Genomic DNA, 19832 nt, shown 5'->3' with positions numbered 1-19832 from the left:
GTATTTTCAACCGCAAGGAGTCTCGACATGATCAACAAACGCATCTTCCTTCAGGCCGTCGCCGCTGCCGCCATGGCAACCGCCGGCATGAGCTCCGCCATCGCTGCCGACATCACGGGTGCCGGCGCCACCTTTCCCTTCCCGATCTACGCGAAGTGGGCCGAGGCCTACAAGAAGGAAACCGGTACCGGTCTGAATTACCAGTCGATCGGGTCGTCCGGTGGCATTCGCCAGATCCGCGCCAAGACCGTGGCCTTCGGCGCCTCCGACGCGCCGGTGCCCGGTGCCGACCTCGACAAGGACGGCATGGTGCAGTTCCCAGCCATCATCGGCGGTACCGTGCCCGTGATCAACCTCGAAGGCTTCAAGCCGGGCGAGTTGCGCGTGACCGGCCCCGTGCTGGCCGAGCTGTACCTGGGCACCATCACCAAGTGGAATGACCCCAAGCTGGCAGCCCTGAACCCCGGCAAGACGCTGCCCGACCAGAACGTGACCGTGATCCACCGCGCTGACGGTTCGGGCACCACTTTCAACTTCACCGACTACCTCAGCGCCGTCAGCAAGCCCTGGGCCGACAGCGTGGGCAAGGGTGCTGCCGTGAAGTGGCCAGCGGCCTCTTCGGTCGGTGGCAAGGGCAACGAGGGCGTGGCTGCCAACGTGAACCGCGTCAAGGGCGCCGTGGGTTACGTCGAGTACGCCTACGTGAAGAAGAACAACATGAACTTCCTGCAGCTGCAGAACGCCGACGGCAAGTACGTGAGCCCGGACGACAAGACCTTCGCCTCGGCCGCCGCCGGTGCCGACTGGTTCAGCGTGCCCGGCATGGGCGTGTCGATGGTGAACGCCAAAGGTGCCGAGAGCTGGCCCATCAGCACCGCCTCGTTCATCCTGATGTACAAGGACCCGGCCGACAAGGCGCAGTCCGCCGAAGTGCTGAAGTTCTTCGACTGGGCTTTCAAAAGTGGCAAAGCCATGGCCACCGAACTGGACTACGTGCCGCTGCCCGACGCGCTGACCGCGCAGATCCGCGCCAAGGTTTGGACGCAGATCGCCAAGTAAGTTAGGCTGCTCCCCAAGTTGCATCCGCCGGTCGGTTCAGTCGGGCCGGCGGATGTTGACTTGTGGGGCCGGTCACCACCGGATCGGAGTCAACATGAGCCTGGGAACCACCATGAGTTCGCAACCCGTGTCCATTGAGCTGGACAATCCCAACATGGCGTCGATTGCCAAGCGGCAACGCTTCCAGGACGTCCTGTTTCACCGCATTACACAGAGTTTTTCGCTGCTGGTGCTGGTCGCCCTGCTGGGCATCATCGTCTCGCTGTTCATCAATGCCTGGCCCACGTTCCAGAAGTTCGGACTGAACTTCATCTGGCGGGTGGAGTGGGACATCATCAACGAAGAATTCGGTGCCGCGATCGCCATCGTTGGCACCATCGCCAGCGCCACCATCGCCATGCTGATCGCTGTGCCGCTGGCCTTCGGCATCGCGCTCTTTCTCACCGAAACCTGCCCCGTGTGGCTGCGCCGCCCGCTGGGCACGGCGGTCGAGTTGCTGGCGGCCGTGCCGTCCATCATCTACGGCATGTTCGGTCTGTTTGTGTTCGCGCCGCTGTTCGCAGACTACTTTCAGGTGCCGGTGCAAAACGTGCTGGGCGGCATGCCGCTGGTGGGCTTTCTGTTCGGCGGCAGCACCAACGGCTTCGGCATCCTGGCCGCGGGCATCGTGCTGGCCTTCATGGTGTTGCCGTTCGTGGCGGCCGTGATGCGCGACGTGTTCGAGATCGTGCCACCCATCCTGCGCGAATCGGCTTACGGACTGGGCTGCACGACCTGGGAAGTGGTGCGCCGCGTGGTGCTGCCCTACACGCAGAAGGGCGTCATTGGCGGCATCATGCTCGGCCTCGGTCGGGCGTTGGGCGAGACCATGGCGGTCACCTTCGTGATCGGCAATGCCAACCGCATGCCGACCTCGTTGTTCTCGCCGGGCACCTCGATCGCCTCGACGCTGGCCAACGAATTCGGTGAAGCCGCCGATTTCCACCTCTCCACGCTGTTTGCGCTGGGCTTCCTGCTGTTCGTGATCACCTTCATCGTGCTCTCGGCGGCCAAGATCATGATGATGCGCGCCGAGAAGGCCAAAGGCTTCTGACATGGAATTCAACAACCAACTCTACAAACGCCGCCAGCGCGCCAACACCGTTGGCCTGACGCTCTCCATGGGAGCCATGGTGCTCGGCCTGGTGGTGCTGCTCTGGATCCTGAGCGTGCTGCTGTCCAACGGCCTGGCCGCGCTCGACTGGAACATGTTCACCCAGTCCACGCCGGCCCCGGGCAGCGAAGGCGGCGGCCTGGCCAACGCCATCGTCGGCAGCCTGATGATGGTCGGCTTCTCGGTGCTGGTATCCACCCCCATCGGCGTGTTTGCCGGGGTGTACCTGGCCGAGTACGGCGACGAGAGCAAGACCGCCGAGCTCACCCGCTTCGTCACCGACATCATGCTGTCGGCTCCCTCCATCGTGCTCGGCCTGTTCGTCTACGCCATCGCTGTGGCCACCGTGGGCAACTTCTCCGGCTGGGCCGGCAGCCTGGCGCTGTCGCTGATCGCGGTGCCGGTGGTCGTGCGCACCACCGAGAACATGCTTCGCCTGGTACCGGGCAGCCTGCGCGAAGCGGCATTCGCCCTGGGCGCGCCGCGCTGGAAGGTGGCCACGCTGGTCACGCTGCGCGCGGCCAAGAGCGGTGTCATGACCGGCCTGCTGCTGGCGGTGGCCCGCATCAGCGGGGAGACCGCACCTCTGCTGTTCACCGCGCTCAACAACCAGTTCTTCAGCACCGACATGGGCGCGCCCATGGCCAATCTGCCGGTGGTGATCTTCCAGTTTGCGCTCAGCCCTTACGACAACTGGATCCGCCTGGCCTGGGGTGGTGCGCTGCTGATCACCTTGTCGGTGCTGTTGCTCAACATCGTTGCCCGCGTGTTCCTGCGCGAGAAGAAGCTGGGTTGAACCCGGCGTATCCCAACTTCCCAGAATCAAGAAATACGGACATCACCATGCCGAACACCGCCGCCCAACCCGCTGCCGCTGCCAAGAACGCGCTCGAACTGCGTAACCTCAACTTCTTCTACGGCAAGTTTCAGGGCCTGAAGAACGTCAACATGAACATTGAAGAGCGCAAGGTCACCGCCTTCATCGGCCCGTCGGGCTGTGGCAAGTCGACCCTGCTGCGCACGCTCAACCGCATGTACAGCCTGTACCCGGGTCAACGCGCCGAAGGCCAGATCAACTTTTATGGCCAGAACATCCTGGACGACAAGCAGGACATCAACCTGCTGCGCGCGCGCATCGGCATGGTGTTCCAGAAGCCCACGCCCTTTCCCATGTCGATCTACGACAACATCGCTTTTGGCGTGAAGCTCTACGAAAACCTGGACCGCAGCGAGATGGACGATCGCGTGGAATGGGCGCTGTCCAAGGCGGCACTGTGGAACGAGGTGAAGGACAAGCTCAACCAGAGCGGTCTCTCGCTCTCCGGCGGTCAGCAGCAGCGCCTGTGCATTGCGCGCAGCGTGGCGGTGAAGCCCTCGGTGTTGCTGCTGGACGAGCCCACCTCGGCGCTCGATCCGATTTCCACAGGCAAGGTGGAAGAACTGGTGCATGAGCTCAAGCAGGACTACACGATCGCCATCGTCACCCACAACATGCAACAGGCCGCGCGCTGCAGCGACTACACGGCCTACATGTACCTGGGTGAACTGGTCGAGTTCGGCTCCACGGAGCAGATCTTCTTCAAGCCCGCCAAGACCGAAACCGAGGACTACATCACCGGGCGCTTCGGCTGACCCGCCAACGGGCCGAAGGTCGAACAGTTCCAAGCCATCACGGGAGATTTTCCATGAGCGACAAACACATATCCAGCCAGTTCGACGCCGAGTTGAACTCCATCTCTTCCCAGGTCCTCGAAATGGGCGGCCTGGTCGAATCCCAGTTGCATCAGGCGGTCTACGCACTGGTGCACATGAGCATGGAGTCGGCCGATCAGGTGATCGAGAACGAAGCGCGCATCAACCAGATGGAGATCCAGATCGACCACGAGATCATCTCCACCATCGGTCGTCGCCAGCCCACCGCGCGCGACCTGCGCTTTCTGATGGCGATTTCGCGCACGACGCAAAATCTCGAACGGGCCGGTGACGAGGTGGCCCGCATCGCCCGCATGGTCAAGTCCATCATCGAAAACGGCTCACCGCGCAACCTGCCCAGCTCCGAGCTGCGCATGGCAGCCGACCTGGCTTCCGCCCTGTTGCGCAAGACACTCGATTCGTTCGCACGGCTCGACACCACGATGGCGGTGGCCATCATCAAGGGCGACAACGCCATCGACAACGAATACAACGGCTTCCTGCGCAAGCTCATCACTTACATGATGGAAGACCCCCGCACGATCTCGCCCAGCCTGGACTTGCTGTTCCTGGCCAAGTCGATCGAGCGCGTGGGCGACCACGCCAAGAACATCGCCGAGCAGATCATCTTCATCGTGAAGGGTGAAGACGTGCGCCACACGCCGATGTCGAAAGTGGAATCGGTGGTCGGATGAGGAAGTTGCCCAGAGTCCTCGTGGTTGAGGACGAACCTTCAATCGCCGAGCTGATCGCCGTCAACCTGCGGCACAACGGCTTCGCGCCCACCGTCGTGTTCGACGGTGTGGCCGCGCAGCGCGAGGTGGATGCCGTGCTTCCCGATGTGATCCTGCTCGACTGGATGCTGCCCGGCGAAAGCGGCGCCTCGCTGGCCCGCGGCTGGCGCAAGAACGAGCGCACCAAGACCATCCCCATCCTCATGCTCACCGCGCGCAGCGACGAGAGCGACAAGGTACAGGGCCTGGACGCGGGTGCCGACGACTACATCACCAAACCGTTCTCCACGCAGGAGCTGCTTGCGCGCATCCGCGCGGTGCTGCGCCGGCGTGCGCCCGAGATCGTCAACGACTCGGTGCAGGTGGGAGAGCTGTCCCTGGACGCGGCGACCTACCGCATCACGTTCCGTGGTGCCGAACTCAAGGTCGGGCCAACCGAGTTCAAGCTGCTGCACTACCTCATGAAGCACGCAGAGCGGGTGCACACCCGTGGTACGCTGCTCGACAAGGTCTGGGGAGACCATGTTTTCATCGAGGAACGAACCGTGGACGTGCATGTCAAACGATTGAGGGAATCACTGGGTGAGGCCTCGAGCATGATCGAAACGGTTCGTGGCGCTGGCTACCGGCTCACTTCGATGAACAACACCGCACGACCGGCGCAAAGCACCCCCATATCCGCAGCATGACCCGGCGCGCGATAGAGCTTCTGCTTCTGGTTGCACTGGGGGCAGTGCTGGGGTGGACGCAAAACTCACCTGGCTGGACGTTTGCCGGCGCGCTGGTCGGCGCCCTGGCCTGGACGGTTGTCGATGGCTTGCGGGCCCGCAGCTTTTTGCGCTGGCTCAACAAGGCCGACGTGGCCCGTCAGCCCCACCTTTCCGGCACCTGGGGCGAAATGGTGGATCGGGCGCGCAAGCTGATCAAGAAGCTTGAAAAAAAGGCGCAGAGCAGCGATGCCCGTCTGGAGGACTTTCTCGCCGCCATCCAGGCCTCGCCCAACGGCGTGGTGTTGCTGGATTCTGCTGGCCGGATCGAGTGGTCCAATCTCACGGCCGCCAACCATCTGGGCTTTGACCCGCAGCGCGATCTGGGCCAGTACGTGCGAAATATGGTGCGCAACCCGGCGTTCACCGCGTATCTGGCAGGCGGCGATTTCAACCAGGAGATTCAGATCGACGGGATCGGGCCGCGGCCCTCCCAGCCTTCCAAGATCTCGCTGCAGATTCACCCATATGGCAAGAAGCGCAAGCTCATGCTGACCCGCGATGTGACGGCGGTGCAATTGGCCGAAACCATGCGGCGGGACTTCGTGGCCAACGTCTCGCACGAGATTCGAACCCCACTGACTGTGCTCAGCGGTTTCGTGGAAACCATGCAGAGCATTCCGCTGGAAGAGGCCGATCGCACGCGCTATCTGGGTCTCATGAGTCAGCAGGCCCACCGCATGCAGACGCTGGTGAGCGACCTGCTCACGCTGTCGCGTCTCGAAGGCAGTCCCGCGCCTGGTCCGGGCGAGTGGATCGACAGCGAAGAACTGCTCACGCATGTTGTGCAGGAGGCGCAAGGCCTGACGCAGGCAATCTCCACCACACTGCACAAGATCGAACCCATACCCGGGCCTTCGATGTGGGTGTCTGGCGCCAAGACCGAACTGCTCAGTGCCATGTCCAACCTGCTCAGCAACGCGGTGCGCTACACACCCGGAGGGGGCCTCATCCAGACGGGCTGGCGGTTGCGATCCGACGGTTGGGGTGAATTCTTTGTGAAGGACACGGGACCCGGCATTGCCGCTGAGCATCTGCCACGCCTGACAGAGCGCTTTTACCGCGTGGACCGCAGCCGCTCCCGCGAGACCGGCGGTACCGGTCTGGGTCTGGCCATCGTGAAACACGTGGCGCAGCGCCATGGGGGACACATTGATGCCGAAAGTACCGTGGGAGAAGGCTCCCGGTTTGCGATTGCTTTGCCGCCCAACCGGGTGCGCGAGCGCGCCACCGGCTGAACGGGCCCAGCGTCAGTTGCCCACGCGCTGGTAGATCAGCAAACTTTCTTTGGTGTCGGTGAGTCGGCTGACGGTGGACTTGAAAGCCCAGTGGGTCAATTCGACGCGTTGATGGAGCGTGGCCTGGTTGGGCGGCGCCACGACCAGGCTCTGGCAATCGGCGCCTGCGCCACGGTCGGTGGTGCGCACCAGCTTGAGCGATCCGTGGTACTGCAGGGCGGCAATCTGCGCCTGTGTCAAGCCGTCAGCCAGCACACAACCCTCAGCCGGCACCAGGGTGGCAATGCGCCGTGAAATCGGGCCATAGCTGCGGCCGAAGTCCAACAGCGGCAGCCACAGCGTCATGAGCAACAGCCAGCACAGGGTGCTGCCCGCTGCAGGCAGCACGAGGCTCTTCCACAACGCTTGCCGATGTTTTCCCACGCGCCATGACACCAGCCAGAGCCAGGCGCCGGTGGCCACAGCCGCTGCCAGAAACAGCCACCAGGAGAACTCGGGCACGAAACCAGGAGCCAGTTTGGCCACGTTGGCCGCCGGCTTGGCGGGCACGCCGGTTTGCATGGCAAACCAGATCACCCAGATGACCAAGGCACAGCCCGAGAAGAAAATCAACGTGAACCAGTCAACCAGGGCAGAGACGCTGCGGCGCAGCGTGGGCAGCGCAAAGGCCGCCAGCGCTGCGAGCGCGGGCAAGGCCAGCAGCAGCGCTCGATCACGTTCGGGAGACTGTGCACTGTCCGCAATGCTCACCAAAGCAGCCCACATGGGCAGCGCCACATGGGGTCGCAGGAGCTGATGGCGCCAACGCCACAGCGTCCACAACACCAGCGGCCAAGCCGGCCAGGTGAACCACACAAGCAGCTGACCCCAACTCTGCCATTCCACCAGATTCAGTGCGGTTTGCAGGCCGGGTACAGGGACTTGTCCGGTAAGTGCGGATGCCGCCACGATCAGCGCCAGCAACACGGCTGACCAGGCCAACGGGTCGCGCTGTGAAGGCGCTTCGCTGGTGAGCCACGCGGTGTCGGGTGCCTCCTGGTTGCGGCGTGAGAGCCACAGGATCAGCAGCAGACCACCGCCGAGCGTGACTGCGATCCATGGCGCCCCGCTGAACACCAGTGACGCCACGGCCACGCCCCACAGAGCCACACTTCGCCATGGTTGCCGTTGGCCTGTGTGCGCCATGCGCGAAGCCATCAGAAGCATGAGCGAAACCAGTGCGAGTCGCGCCAGATCCGGGGTGGTTTCGTGCGACAGCTGGGCCAGGCCCAGGCAGGCCATGAGCGCCAGCAGCCCGGCGTCGGCCAGGGCCCGTGCGTAGTCGGTCGGTTTGGCTTCACCACCGAAAGCAAACTGCACTGGCTGCGCGGCGGGCTGGCGAGCGAGGTGGTACACGGTGTACCAGGTGCAGACCAAGGTGAGAGCCAGCAGCAGCGCGAAGGGCACACGCACGGCGAACTCGGGTGAGAGAAAAGGCAGCAGCTTGATGAACACCGCTCCGAGCCAGTAGGGCAGCGGGCCGGCTTCCTCGACCGCTACACCCAGTACCCGTGGGCTCCACCAGCCGCTGTGACCAACAGCCATCTCCAGCATCACGCCAAAGGCCGATACGTCGGCGTTCTTCCAGGGCTCACGCCCCAGAAAACCCGGCAGAACATAGGCCACGCAAAACAGGACCAGAGCGATCCGGGGCAGCCGGCGCACGGCTGACTGGGTGACGATAGCGGGTGTGGGCTGGTTCACTGCGGGGAATATACAAGGAGCCCGACAGGCAGGGGCAGCCAGGAAAGGACGAAAAAAAAGCAGCCGGACAACCAGCTGCTCTTCTTGTGCGGGACGTTGCGCCTGTGCAGACGCAAGCCAGCCTTCTGCTTACTTCGCAGCGGGAGTCGTCTTGCCGTAACGGTTGCGGAAGCGCTCCACACGACCACCCATGTTGTCCACGCTTTTCTGCGTGCCGGTGTAGAAGGGGTGCGATTCGCTGGAAGTGTCCAGCTTGAACAGCGGCAGCTCGCGGCCGTCTTCCATCTTGATCATCTCTTTCGTGTTCGCGCAGGAGCGGGTCACGAATTTGAAGCCATTGGAGAGGTCCTGGAAGCAGACTTCGCGGTAGTTGGGGTGAATGCCGTCTTTCATGACGATTCCTTGAGGTTCAGGTGCGGCAGCCGCAGGAAAACCATTTCCCTGTACTTGCAGCAATTAGCAAAGCCTGCGATTTTAGCAGGAAAGTCCAGATCAGCCGCCCCGACGCATCATGTCGAAGAATTCGGAGTTGTTCTTGGTGGATTTCATGCTCTTGAGCACCATCTCCATGGCCTCGATCTCGTCCATGTTGTACATGAACTGACGCAGGATCCGGGTTTTCTGCAGGATCTCGGGCTGCAGCAGCAACTCTTCGCGGCGGGTGCCGCTGCGGTTGAGCTGGATCGAAGGGAACACGCGTTTTTCGTACAGGCGGCGGTCCAGGTGGATTTCGCAGTTGCCTGTGCCCTTGAACTCTTCAAAGATCACTTCGTCCATGCGCGAGCCTGTGTCGACCAGCGCGGTGGCGATGATGGTCAGCGAGCCGCCTTCCTCGATCTTGCGGGCCGCTCCGAAGAAGCGCTTGGGACGTTGCAGGGCGTTGGCGTCCACGCCGCCAGTGAGCACCTTGCCGCTGGAAGGCAGCACGTTGTTGTAGGCGCGGGCCAGGCGGGTGATGGAGTCGAGCATGATCACCACGTCCTTGCCGAGTTCGACCAGGCGCTTGGCGCGCTCGATCACCATTTCGGCCACATGCACGTGCCGTGCTGCGGGTTCGTCGAAGGTGGAGGCGATGACCTCGCCGCGCACGGTGCGTTGCATCTCGGTCACTTCCTCCGGGCGCTCGTCGACCAGCAACACCATGAGCACCACCTCGGGGTGGTTGGCGGAGATGGCATGGCAGATGTGCTGCATCATGACCGTCTTGCCGCTCTTGGGTGGTGCCACGATCAGCGCGCGCTGCCCGCGGCCGATGGGCGCAATGATGTCGATCACGCGGCCGGTGATGTTCTCTTCGCTCTTGATGTCGCGTTCCAGGCGCATCTGTTCCTTGGGGAACAGCGGCGTCAGGTTCTCAAACATGATCTTGTGCTTGTTGTCCTCTGGGGGCAGGCCGTTGATCTTGTCGAGCTTGTTGAGCGCGAAGTAGCGCTCGCCATCCTTGGGAATGCGAACCTCGCCCTCGATCATGTCGCCGGTGTGCAGGTTGAAGCGGCGGATCTGGCTGGGCGAGATGTAGATGTCGTCGGTGCTGGCGGTGTAGCTCGTGTCGGGCGCGCGCAGGAAGCCAAAGCCGTCGGGCAGCACTTCCAGCACGCCGTCGGCGTATACCAGTTCACCGCCCTTGGCGCGCTTCTTGATGATGGCGAACATGAGCTCCTGCTTGCGCATGCGGCCGGTGTTTTCGATCTCAAGCGCTTCAGCCTGCTTGAGGACTTCAGACACGTGCAGTGCCTTGAGTTCGTTGAGGTGCATGGAATTCACTCCGTGAGGGAGTTGAGTCGGGAACCGGGGGAGGGGGCGCTGGCGTCCGGATGTCGGGCGGTGCGCAGATGTGAGGCGGGGACTGTCGGATCCGCCTGCGAGAAATTATGACAGGAAAAGAAAGCCGCTGAAAAGGTGCCCGGGCATTGCACCCAGGCACTCGTCAATGGAGATCAGGCGAGTTGCTGATCGATAAAGGCGGTGAGCTGGGCCTTGCTCATGGCGCCAACCTTGGTGGCCGCCAGCTGACCGTCCTTGAACAGCATCAGCGTGGGGATGCCGCGAATGCCGAACTTGGCCGGCACGTCGCGGTTGTCGTCCACATTGAGCTTGGCGATCTTGAGCTTGCCGTCGTAGGAGCCAGCCACCTCGTCAAGGATGGGGGCAATCATCTTGCAAGGGCCGCACCATTCGGCCCAGAAGTCAACCAGGACGGGCGCCTGCGCTTCCAGCACATCGGCCTGAAAGCTTGCATCAGAAACGTGTTTGATCAGGTCGCTCGCCATGATTCATCCTAAAAAACGTTGAACGGGGAGGTTAAAGTTTGGGCACTCGCACGGGCTTCAAGAGCTTGAATTTCCCGCTGGGCCGGCCAGTCCGAGCAATTGTGACAGAAACCCCCATTTCATGACGCCTGCCAACCCGCCTTCCGAATCCGGTCTTCTCGCCTGGCCCGAGCGAGAAACCGAAGGCGGCACCAGCGACTGGTTTTCGTTGGTTGAGACACTGTCGCAGGCGCTGGCCCAGCGCGGTGTGTCCCCGGGCAGTGCTGTGGTGCTGGTGCCCTACGCGCAACTCATGGACGTGGGTCGGCGCGCCTGGTCGATTCGCCATCCCGATGGCTTTGCACCGCGTTTCGAGTCGAGCCGCAACTGGGCTGCATCGCTGCAACCCTTCGTGCCCGGGGCCACCGACCTGAGCATGGACATGGCGCGCGACAGCCTCATGGCCGCAGGCTTCATCGACCGGGTGGCGCCTGCCCGCGCCGACGCCGAGTTGCGCGCCGTGATGGCGACGCGTCTGGTGGAGGCCGCGCGGCAACTCGCTCTTTTGGCCGCGGCCGTGCCGCCGGAGCAGCGCACGGCGTGGGCCGAAACGCTGCGCCAGGACCTGTTGCCGGGTCCGGCCTCGCTGCAATGGGAAGGTCTGGTGGCCACACTCGCGCTGACCTGGGCCAGCACATCCGCTTACGCCACCGACGTGTTGTGGTGTCCGCAGGCCAGCCCTGGCACGGGCGCACAGGCATTGGTGGTGCTGCAGGGTTTTCAGACCGATCCCCTGACCGCAGCCCTGGCGGCGCACTGGGGCGAGCGCGCGCTGAGCTTGTCGTGGAGCGTGGGTCAGCCAACCAGCGTCGAAGCCTCGGGCTGGACGCTGCACGCTTGCGATGACGCCGAAGACGAGGCGCAGCGCGCAGCCGCCTGCGTGATTGCCCGGATCAACCAGGGCCATCGGCCTGTGGCGTTGGTCGCCACCGACCGGCTGCTCACCCGGCGCATCAGCGCGTTGCTGCACGGTGCCGGGGTGGCCGTGACCGATGAGACGGGATGGAAGCTCTCCACCACCCATGCGGCTGCTCAACTCATGAGTCTGTTGCGCGCGGCTTCTCCGCGCGCGTCCATGGACGATGTGCTCGACCTGCTGAAGCAGGCGCCGAGCTGGCCAGAAGAAACTGTGCTCACGCTGGAGCAGCTCGCCCGAGAAGCCGGTGTGTCGCAGTGGCGCGCCGCTGCTCGCACAGCCAGTCTGGAGCAAGCCTTGCCCGGTGGTTTGACGGAACTCCTGGCGGGCTTGCAATTGCCGCGCACCCTGGTGCACTGGCTCGACGCGGTAGCGCAGGCTTTGAAGGCCGCCGGCTTGTGGGACCTGCTGCAGCTTGACGGCGCGGGGCGACAGGCTTTGCAGGTGCTGCGTCTGGAAGACGGCGCGGCGCAGGAACTCTCGGACATCGGTGAGATCTCGGTCGATCCCGCCGCACAGCGGGTTGCTGGGCGCAAATCACTCGCCGCGTTCACAGCCTGGGTGCGCGACGTGCTCGAGGGTGCAACCTTCATGCCGCGCGGTGCACAAGACGCGTCGGTGGTGATCCTGCCGATGGCGCAGTTGCTCGGACGCTCCTTCGCGGCCACGGTGGTGCCCGGCTGCGACGAGGTGCATCTCAATCCCAGTCCGGAGCCGCCTGGTTCGTGGACCGCCGCGCAGCGTGAACTGCTGGGCTTGCCATCTCGGGAGACCTTGGCCCAGGCCATGGCCAGCGCCTGGCACTCGCTCCTGCAGATGCCGCGTCTGGATGTGCTGTGGCGAACGCAGGAGCTTGGCGAGCCCGTGATGCCCAGTGCTTGGGTGTTGGCGTTGCGGACCGAGGCCAGCATCGATTCGCTCGACCCCCGCATGGTGACGGCGATGGTGTCGGTGCCTTCTGCGCGTCCCGCGCCATCGGCGGGCGACGTGTTGCCCGGCGCACTTTCGGCCAGCGCTTACCAGGACCTGCGCGATTGTCCCTACCGGTTTTTCGCCCTGCGCCAGTTGCGGCTGGTCGATGCACCCGAGCTCGCTGCCGAGCCGGACCAGCGTGACATGGGCAACTGGCTGCACGCGGTGCTGCGCACTTTTCACGAACAGCGCGGCGATGCGCGCCCCGGGGCCGAGGCCGATCGCGCGGCGCTCGACCAGATCGCCCTTGAAACCGCCGCAGCCATGGGGCTGAACGCCGGCGAGGGTGGGGCGGGCTTTCTGCCGTATGAAGTGGTGTGGCCCGCCACGCGCGACGGTTACCTCGAATGGCTGGCCACGTTCGAGGCCACGGCCGACCGACCCGGCCCGCGTTTCGTGCAGGCCGAAGCGGCGATGACGGCCAGCGTGGGCCCATGGAAGCTCTACGGCAAGCTCGACCGCGTGGATGCGCAGGACAGCCCGGAAGGCCCGATCCCGTTTGTGATCGACTACAAGACCGAGAGCCGCAAGACCACCACCGACCGCTTGAAAGAGCCGCTGGAGGACGTGCAACTGGCGTTCTACGCCGCGCTCCTGCCCGACGACAACCTGCGTGCCGCCTACCTCAGCATCAACGACCGGCCCGGCTCTGGCGCGAATGACGGCGCCACCAAACTGGTTGAACACATCGAGGTGCTGGATGCGCGTGAACACCTCCGCGCAGGCCTCTCGCACGACATGGCCCGCGTGGCTGCGGGCCACCCCATGCACCCACTGGGTGAAGGCCGCGTGTGCGAATTCTGCAAGGCGCGTGGCCTGTGCCGCAAAGATTTCTGGAGCGTGACATGAGCACCGTTGCTGCCTACCGCATCAACGGTGCACCGGTGTCCCGCGAAGCGTTTTATGCGCTGGCCTGCGACCCGGCGCGCAGCATCGCGGTGGAAGCCTGCGCCGGCGCCGGCAAGACCTGGATGCTGGTCTCGCGCATCTTGCGCGCGCTGCTCGACGGCTGCGCGCCCCAAGACATTCTGGCGATCACCTTCACCAAGAAAGCCGCCGGCGAGATGCGCAAGCGGCTGGGTGAAGAGTTGCGGCGTTGGGCCGATCTCTCCGAAGCCGAGCTTGTGGACACGTTGCTGCAGCGTGGTCTGAGCCGCGCCGACGCCGAGCGCCGCGCGCCCGAGGCCCGCAGCCTGCATGCCCGGGTGATGGCGCTGGGGCGGCCGGTGCAGGTGCGCACCTTCCACAGCTGGTTCGCCGCCTTGCTGCGCGGCGCGCCGCTGTCGGTGCTGCAAGAGCTGCAGTTGCCGGTGCAGTACGAGCTGCTCGAAGACGACACGCAGGCGGTGGGCCAGGTGTGGCCGCGGTTTTACGGCGCGCTCGCCGCCAGTCCAACCGACCGTCAGGACTTCGTCGATGCGGTCGGCACACACGGTCGCTTTCAGACGCAGCAGGCCTTGCACAAGGCGTTGCAAAAACGCGTGGAGTTCGCACTGGCCGATGCGGCTGGCGTGGTGCAGACCTCGGTGGATTCGATGGTCGAGCAGTTTCCCGAGTTCGCTGGCTTCGACGATCCGCTTCGGTGGCTGGTCGAAAACGCACCCACCCGCAGCCTGTTGTCGGGTGCTGCCATCGCCCTTGGGCGAGCCAGCGCCGTGACCTTCGCGGCGAAAGGCACCGAGCTGGAAAAAGCCATCACCGACCTGAACGGTGCCGGTGTTCTCGATGCCTTGCTCACGCAAAAGAGCGAGCCCCGCAAGTTCAGCGACAAGCTCACCGGTATCGAGCAGGTCCGTGCGGCACAAGAGACGGCACTGCGTGTGCTCGCCGCGCGTGCGCAACACCAGGCCTGGCTGCACCACCAGCGCATGGCACGCCTCACGCGAGTGCTGCTCGCCAGCTTCGCCGCGCTCAAGCGCGAGCGCGGCTGGGTTGACATGAACGATGTGGAGTCCGCCGCGCGCCGCCTGCTGGGCGACGCCGAGCTCTCCGGCTGGTTGCAGCAGCGGCTGGACGCACGGGTGCGTCATGTGCTGATCGACGAGTTCCAGGACACCAATCCGCTGCAGTGGCAGGCGCTCTACGGCTGGCTCTCGGCCTACGCGGGCGCCGGCCCGGGCGAGGCACCGTGCGTGTTTCTGGTGGGCGACCCCAAGCAGTCGATCTACCGCTTCCGCCGCGCCGAGCCACAGGTGTTCAAGGCCGCGCAGGCCTTTGTGGTGCAAGGCCTCGCGGGCGCCTTGCTCAGCTGCGACCACACCCGCCGCTGCGCCCCTGCCGTGGTGGATGCCCTCAACAGCGCCATGCTGGCCGCCGTGCAGGCCGGTGACTACGGCAGCGATTTCCGTCTGCACACCACCGAGAGCCACGAGCCGGGTGAGGTGGTGGCCCTGCCGCAGGTGCCGCGCAGCGCGCGAGAACGCGAAGCTGGCGCTGGCGATGAAGGCACCTGGCGCGACAGCCTGAGCACGCCGCGCGTGCTGCTCGAAGACACCATGTCGGCGCTGGAGGCGCGCCAGGCGGCCAACTGGATCGTGGCCGAGATCGGCTCGGGCCGCTTGAGCGCCGACGGTCTGATGGTGCTGGCGCGTCGGCGCGAGCGCCTGGCCTGGATGTTCGAGGCACTGCGCGAACGCGGCATTGCCAGCGAACAACCCGAGAAACTCGACCTGTGTGAAGCGCCCGCCGTGCAGGACGTGGTGGCGCTGCTGGATGCGCTGGTCTCGACCCGCCACGACCTGAGCCTGGCGCGCGCACTGAAGTCGCCGCTGTTCGGCTGGGGCGACGATGCGTTGGCCTGGCTGGCCCGGCTGCAACAGCACTGGACGGTGCGCCCGGGCACCGACGCCAAACCCGTCAAACCCTCGTGGTGGGCCGCGTTGCAGCGCTTCGCGGAGACGCCAGCGCTGGACGGGGTTGCCTTGCCGCCAGTGCCCGGGTCAATCGCCCTGGACTTCAACGCCACCGCCGAGCGCCTTCTGCGCTACCGGCAGTGGGTGCATAGCCTGCCGCCGCACGACGCGCTCTCCGCCATCTATGGCCATGGTGATGTGCTCGCCCGGTTTGCCCGGGCCGTGCCCGCCAGCCAGCGCGCCGGTGTGCTGGCGCAGCTGCGCGATCTGCTGGCCAACGCGTTGGCGCAGGATGGCGGGAGGTTCCTCACGCCTTACCGTTTTGTGCGCGCGCTCAAGGCCGGTGGCATCAAGGCCACGCCCACGCACAACAGCGGCGCTGTGCGCCTGCTCACCATCCACGGCGCCAAGGGGCTGGAGGCCCACACGGTGCTCATGCTCGACACCGACACCGGCCCCTCGCGCCCCGAGAGCATGGGCGTGTTGATCGACTGGCCGGGCGAAGCGCCGCTGCCGCGCCGTTTCGTGTTTCTGGCCAGTGAAAAAAATCCGCCGGCCTGCGCCGCCAGTGCCCTGGCGCTGGAGCAGCAGGCCCGCTCGCTCGAAGAGCTCAATGCCCTGTATGTGGCGCTCACCCGGGCCGAAACGCGCCTGGTGATCTCCAGCTTCGAACCCCATGCACGCGGCAACGCCACCAGCTGGTACGAGCGGTTGCTGCCGCTGACACAGCCGCTGGCGGTGCCCTTGGAAGCTGGCGGGCACGGGGCGCCCGACGCATCCCATGCCGACACCTTCAGCCTGCTCGAGCTGCCCGCCTTGACGTTCGCGGCGAGTCCCGCAGCACCCCCGCCGGCCGAGGCGGTGCGGGCCGACGACGAGCGCACCCGCATCGGGCTGGCACTGCACCGCCTGCTGCAGTGGCACCCCACGCCCGCGCGGGGGTTCGACTGGACCAGCGTGCACACCCACGCCGTGGCCCGCGAATTCGCGCTCAGCCCGGCCCAGGCCACGCAGGCGCAGGCCATGGCGCGACGCATCGTGCAGGGCGAAGCCGCCTGGGCGTGGGACGACGCCGTGGTCGACAACACCGGCAACGAAGTCGAGCTGTTCCATGGCGGTGAACTGTTGCGGCTGGATCGCCTGGTGCGGCGCACCGACTCTGGCGAATGGTGGGTGCTCGATTTCAAGAGCGCGGAACATCCAGAACAACAACCCGAACTGCTCGCGCAGATGCGGCGTTACGCACAGGCGGTGCAAGCCGCGCGGCCCGGCGCTGTGGTGCGCCCGGCCTTCATCAACCTGCACGGTCGTCTGATCGAACTGCAAGACACATCGATCCATTCATGAGCGACCTCAACCCAACCCCATCTTTCAACGTGGACGTGGCCATCATCGGCGGCGGTCCCGCCGGCCTCATGGCCGCCGAGGTCCTGAGCCGCGCCGGCGTGGCCGTGCACCTGTTCGACGCCATGCCCTCGGTCGGGCGCAAGTTCCTGCTGGCCGGCAAAGGTGGCATGAACCTCACGCACGCCGAGCCGCTGGAAACCTTCGTCACGCGCTATGGCGCAGCACAAGACCGCGTGCAAGCGCTGCTGCAGCACTGGGGCCCGCAGGCTGTGCGCGACTGGGCCGCCGGCCTGGGCATCGAGACCTTCGTGGGCACCTCGTACCGGGTGTTTCCCGCCGACATGAAAGCCGCGCCTTTGCTGCGCGCCTGGTTGCACCGCCTGCGCCACCCGGGCGCGGGTGGGGTTCCCGTGGTGTTTCACATGCGCCACCGTTGGCAGGGCTGGGCTGGCTCGCCCGATGGGCCGCTGGTGTTCGACGCGCCCGGCGGCCGGGTGGAAGCGAGCGCCCGCGCGACCGTGCTCGCGCTGGGCGGTGCCAGCTGGGCGCGCCTGGGGTCCGACGGCGCCTGGCTGCCCTGGCTGCAGGCCGCCGGCGTGGCGGTGAACCCGCTGCTGCCCAGCAACTGCGGCTTTGATGTGGCGGGCTCGGCCGCACACGGTGTGGCGCAAGGCTGGAGCGGGCATTTCATCGAACGCTTCGCCGGCCAGCCGTTCAAGTCGGTCGCGATCCGCGCCACCGACAGCCTGGGCCAGCACTTCCACCGCAAGGGCGAGTTCGTCGCCACCGCCACCGGCGTCGAAGGCAGCTTGGTCTACGCCGTATCCAGCCTGCTGCGCGACGAGATCGCGCGCAGCGGCCAGGCCAGCTTCGAACTCGACCTGCTGCCCGACCGCAGCGCCGAGCAGGTGTTGGCCCATGTGAGCCACCCGCGCGGATCACGCAGCCTCTCCAGCCACCTCAAGAGCCGCCTCGGCCTGGACGGCATCAAGATGGGCATCCTGCACGAGCGGCTCGACAAGGATGCGATGAACGACCCGGCGCGGCTGGCCGCTGCCATCAAGGCCTTGCCCATCACCGTGCGCGCGACCCGGCCGATCGATGAAGCGATCAGCAGCGCGGGTGGTGTGCGCTGGGATGCCCTGGACAACGACCTCATGGTCGAGGCGCAAGCGGGCCTGTTTTGCGCAGGCGAGATGCTGGACTGGGAAGCCCCGACCGGCGGCTACCTGCTCACCGCCTGCCTGGCCAGCGGGGTGCGGGCGGGGCAGGGCGTCCTGCACAGGCTTGGGGTCACGGCAGGCGGCTGAAGGGGCGGCACTGGTCCGTTTGGCTGGGGCACCCGGCTTGTTGCACAAGGTTGTTGCTGTTACAAATCCCCGGGGGTACGCCATTCCGCGTATTTCCGAGTACCGACTTCGACAGAAAGCTCCGGTATCTGGATCTTGGGGGGAGCCCGGTGAGAGTTCGCAAATTGCTTGCAGGGGACGAGCTGGACGTTCCCGCGCCTGTGCCTGGCGCCGTTGGCACGGCCACGGCGTTTCAAGACGGCAACCTGTCCCAGCTCGCGTTTGTCCACGGTGACCCCGCGCGTTTCAATGCTTGCATGGTGGCCTGGGCTGGCGGCGCGGGAGCCCGAGGCCGGGAGGCCGAGCTCTCCCTGTGCGTACAGACGTTCGTGAGGTCCTGGGCCGTGCCGGGTGAGGCGGGAGAGCCGCTGCCCGCAGCGGATCAGGTGTCTGACACCCGAGCCCTGGGGAGCGTGGCCACTTTCGCGGAAGAAGCGCAGGTCATGGCACTGCTCTTTCTCGCCGATGCCTTGCGTGAACGGCAACCTGCGGTCGCGCAGCGCCTGCTTCGCCTGGCCTTGGGCGAGCGGTTTGCACCCTGCCTGTCCCACAAGCTGCCCGGGCCGGCGCCTGCCATGACTCGTCTGTTCTCGCTGGCCTTGGAGGAGGGGGTCGAGGTCGAACGCGTGAAGGCGCTGATCCGCCAGCACTGGCCCCCGCCCCCGCCCGATGCGGCCGAGTCGCTCAACTGGCCCTGGCCGGTTCGCATTCACACCCTGGGTCGGTTTGCCGTGCTGTGCGACAACGCGCCCCTGGCGTTCTCCGGCAAATCCCCGCGCAAGGCGCTGGAGTTGCTTCAAGCGCTCATTGCCAACGGCGGACGCGAGGTGTCGCTTCCGTTGCTCATCCGCAACCTCTGGCCCGACGAGGATGGGGGTGACATGAAGAACCTGTTCGACAACACCTTGCACCGGCTGAGAAAACTGATGGGGCCGGTTGAAGTGATCCAGGTGCGCAACGGCAAACTGACGCTGGACCCGTCAATGTGCTGGGTCGACGCCTGGGCCTTCCAGCGCCTGTCCGGCGCCTTCCTCGCGGCCGACGCGCCGACCGATGCAGCCCGGGGCCGTGCCTTGCAGCGCGACGCCCTGGCTGCCTTGCGACTGTATTCGGGCCATTTCCTGCAGTCGGAGGGCGACGAGCCCTGGGTCCTGGCCTACCGCGACCGCATCAAGAGCCGTTACCTGCGCCTGGTGCGGGCGCTGGGTGGCCGGTTCGAGCAACTCGGCCAGTGGGACCTGGCCATCGAGATCTACGAGCGCGCCCTGGAGGTCGACAACCTGACTGAAGCGCTCTACCGCCAGTTGATGCTGTGCCACCAACAGCTGGGTGAACACGCGGAGGTGCTTCGGGTCCACCGGCGCTGCCGGGAATTGCTCTCCATTGTGCTGGGTCTGGCGCCATCGGAACGCACGGAGAGCGTTCGAGAGGCCTCCGTGCGGGCCAGCCGGAGGCTCACCGCGCCTGGGGCCGTGCCCTTTTTCGAGAGCAGTCCAGGCGATCTTGGGGATTGCTAAGTCATCCCTACGTGCCCACTCCCTAGGATGCCCCCGAGGGTACTGCGGCTGGCGGTGGGATGTTTCATGGCCCCCGGAAACATCGCCATGGAGGTTGCAGGCTCACGGAATGCTGACTCTGGGGTCATTGCCGGTTGCTTCGTGCGCTGTGCACCAACGCCAGCGTGGGCGCAAGGGATAGCGC

General features: G+C 65.4%; 14 protein-coding genes and 1 pseudogene. 11 read left to right on the top strand and 4 right to left on the bottom strand.

The window, feature by feature from the left end:
- Positions 1-27 precede the first annotated feature (27 nt).
- The 7 genes from pstS to phoR all read left to right on the top strand — a co-directional run bounded on the left by pstS (position 28) and on the right by phoR (position 6643).
- Positions 28-1059 (top strand): phosphate ABC transporter substrate-binding protein PstS, encoded by a 1032-nt coding sequence (pstS, locus tag F9Z44_RS11590; RefSeq protein ID WP_159606280.1) that lies wholly within the window; start codon positions 28-30, stop codon positions 1057-1059.
- Between the two features lie 112 nt (positions 1060-1171).
- Positions 1172-2152, top strand: a complete 981-nt coding sequence (gene pstC, locus F9Z44_RS11585) for a phosphate ABC transporter permease subunit PstC (RefSeq protein ID WP_236574104.1) — start codon at positions 1172-1174, stop codon at positions 2150-2152.
- A 1-nt stretch (position 2153) separates the two neighbouring features.
- Positions 2154-3008 (top strand): phosphate ABC transporter permease PstA, encoded by an 855-nt coding sequence (gene pstA / locus F9Z44_RS11580; protein WP_159606278.1) that lies wholly within the window; start codon positions 2154-2156, stop codon positions 3006-3008.
- A 47-nt stretch (positions 3009-3055) separates the two neighbouring features.
- On the top strand, positions 3056-3844 hold the full coding sequence (gene pstB, locus F9Z44_RS11575; protein WP_159606276.1) for a phosphate ABC transporter ATP-binding protein PstB: 789 nt from the start codon (positions 3056-3058) through the stop codon (positions 3842-3844).
- A 53-nt stretch (positions 3845-3897) separates the two neighbouring features.
- Entirely contained in the window at positions 3898-4599 is a 702-nt protein-coding gene (phoU, locus tag F9Z44_RS11570; RefSeq protein ID WP_159606274.1) for a phosphate signaling complex protein PhoU, read from the top strand.
- Positions 4596-5327, top strand: coding sequence for a phosphate regulon transcriptional regulator PhoB (gene phoB, locus F9Z44_RS11565; RefSeq protein ID WP_159606272.1), 732 nt, complete (start codon positions 4596-4598; stop codon positions 5325-5327). Before phoU ends, phoB begins: the two co-directional genes overlap by 4 nt.
- The gene (gene phoR, locus F9Z44_RS11560; protein ID WP_159606270.1) at positions 5324-6643 is read left to right on the top strand and encodes a phosphate regulon sensor histidine kinase PhoR; all 1320 of its coding nucleotides are present in this window, start codon (positions 5324-5326) and stop codon (positions 6641-6643) included. The genes phoB and phoR overlap by 4 nt, the downstream gene beginning before the upstream one ends.
- 12 nt (positions 6644-6655) lie before the next feature.
- Here the strand turns inward: phoR and F9Z44_RS11555 are convergent, their stop codons facing one another.
- From F9Z44_RS11555 to trxA, 4 genes are all read right to left on the bottom strand, one after another.
- Entirely contained in the window at positions 6656-8386 is a 1731-nt protein-coding gene (locus tag F9Z44_RS11555; RefSeq protein ID WP_159606268.1) for a hypothetical protein, read from the bottom strand.
- 129 nt (positions 8387-8515) lie between these two features.
- Positions 8516-8779, bottom strand: coding sequence for a type B 50S ribosomal protein L31 (locus F9Z44_RS11550; protein WP_159606266.1), 264 nt, complete (start codon positions 8777-8779; stop codon positions 8516-8518).
- A 99-nt stretch (positions 8780-8878) separates the two neighbouring features.
- A complete protein-coding gene (gene rho, locus F9Z44_RS11545; RefSeq protein WP_056274742.1) occupies positions 8879-10141 on the bottom strand; it encodes a transcription termination factor Rho in 1263 nt (420 codons plus the stop codon).
- 182 nt (positions 10142-10323) lie between these two features.
- The gene (trxA, locus tag F9Z44_RS11540) at positions 10324-10656 is read right to left on the bottom strand and encodes a thioredoxin TrxA (protein WP_159606264.1); all 333 of its coding nucleotides are present in this window, start codon (positions 10654-10656) and stop codon (positions 10324-10326) included.
- A 121-nt stretch (positions 10657-10777) separates the two neighbouring features.
- Between trxA and F9Z44_RS11535 the strand changes: the two genes are divergently transcribed.
- The 4 genes and pseudogenes from F9Z44_RS11535 to F9Z44_RS11520 all read left to right on the top strand — a co-directional run bounded on the left by F9Z44_RS11535 (position 10778) and on the right by F9Z44_RS11520 (position 19648).
- Positions 10778-13432, top strand: coding sequence for a PD-(D/E)XK nuclease family protein (locus tag F9Z44_RS11535; protein WP_159606262.1), 2655 nt, complete (start codon positions 10778-10780; stop codon positions 13430-13432).
- Positions 13429-16662 (top strand): annotated as a pseudogene (locus F9Z44_RS11530) (UvrD-helicase domain-containing protein); the annotation flags it as partial. The gene F9Z44_RS11535 and the pseudogene F9Z44_RS11530, both read left to right, overlap by 4 nt.
- Entirely contained in the window at positions 16602-18092 is a 1491-nt protein-coding gene (locus F9Z44_RS11525) for a TIGR03862 family flavoprotein (RefSeq protein ID WP_328793945.1), read from the top strand. The pseudogene F9Z44_RS11530 and the gene F9Z44_RS11525, both read left to right, overlap by 61 nt.
- 149 nt (positions 18093-18241) lie before the next feature.
- Positions 18242-19648, top strand: a complete 1407-nt coding sequence (locus tag F9Z44_RS11520) for an AfsR/SARP family transcriptional regulator (RefSeq protein WP_159606256.1) — start codon at positions 18242-18244, stop codon at positions 19646-19648.
- Positions 19649-19832 lie beyond the last annotated feature (184 nt).

Origin of the sequence: Hydrogenophaga sp. PBL-H3 (assembly GCF_010104355.1) — a bacterium.
Classification (GTDB): domain Bacteria; phylum Pseudomonadota; class Gammaproteobacteria; order Burkholderiales; family Burkholderiaceae_C; genus Hydrogenophaga.
This window is presented reverse-complemented; position numbering and strand designations above follow the sequence as displayed.

Bases quoted from the DNA above. Each gene is read 5' to 3' on its own strand.
- pstS (WP_159606280.1), top strand. From the start codon at position 28: ATGATCAACAAACGCATCTTCCTTCAGGCCGTCGCCGCTGCCGCCATG.
- pstC (WP_236574104.1), top strand. From the start codon at position 1,172: ATGAGTTCGCAACCCGTGTCCATTGAGCTGGACAATCCCAACATGGCG.
- pstA (WP_159606278.1), top strand. From the start codon at position 2,154: ATGGAATTCAACAACCAACTCTACAAACGCCGCCAGCGCGCCAACACC.
- pstB (WP_159606276.1), top strand. From the start codon at position 3,056: ATGCCGAACACCGCCGCCCAACCCGCTGCCGCTGCCAAGAACGCGCTC.
- phoU (WP_159606274.1), top strand. From the start codon at position 3,898: ATGAGCGACAAACACATATCCAGCCAGTTCGACGCCGAGTTGAACTCC.
- phoB (WP_159606272.1), top strand. From the start codon at position 4,596: ATGAGGAAGTTGCCCAGAGTCCTCGTGGTTGAGGACGAACCTTCAATC.
- phoR (WP_159606270.1), top strand. From the start codon at position 5,324: ATGACCCGGCGCGCGATAGAGCTTCTGCTTCTGGTTGCACTGGGGGCA.
- F9Z44_RS11550 (WP_159606266.1), bottom strand. From the start codon at position 8,779: ATGAAAGACGGCATTCACCCCAACTACCGCGAAGTCTGCTTCCAGGAC.
- rho (WP_056274742.1), bottom strand. From the start codon at position 10,141: ATGCACCTCAACGAACTCAAGGCACTGCACGTGTCTGAAGTCCTCAAG.
- trxA (WP_159606264.1), bottom strand. From the start codon at position 10,656: ATGGCGAGCGACCTGATCAAACACGTTTCTGATGCAAGCTTTCAGGCC.
- F9Z44_RS11535 (WP_159606262.1), top strand. From the start codon at position 10,778: ATGACGCCTGCCAACCCGCCTTCCGAATCCGGTCTTCTCGCCTGGCCC.
- F9Z44_RS11525 (WP_328793945.1), top strand. From the start codon at position 16,602: ATGGTGGGTGCTCGATTTCAAGAGCGCGGAACATCCAGAACAACAACC.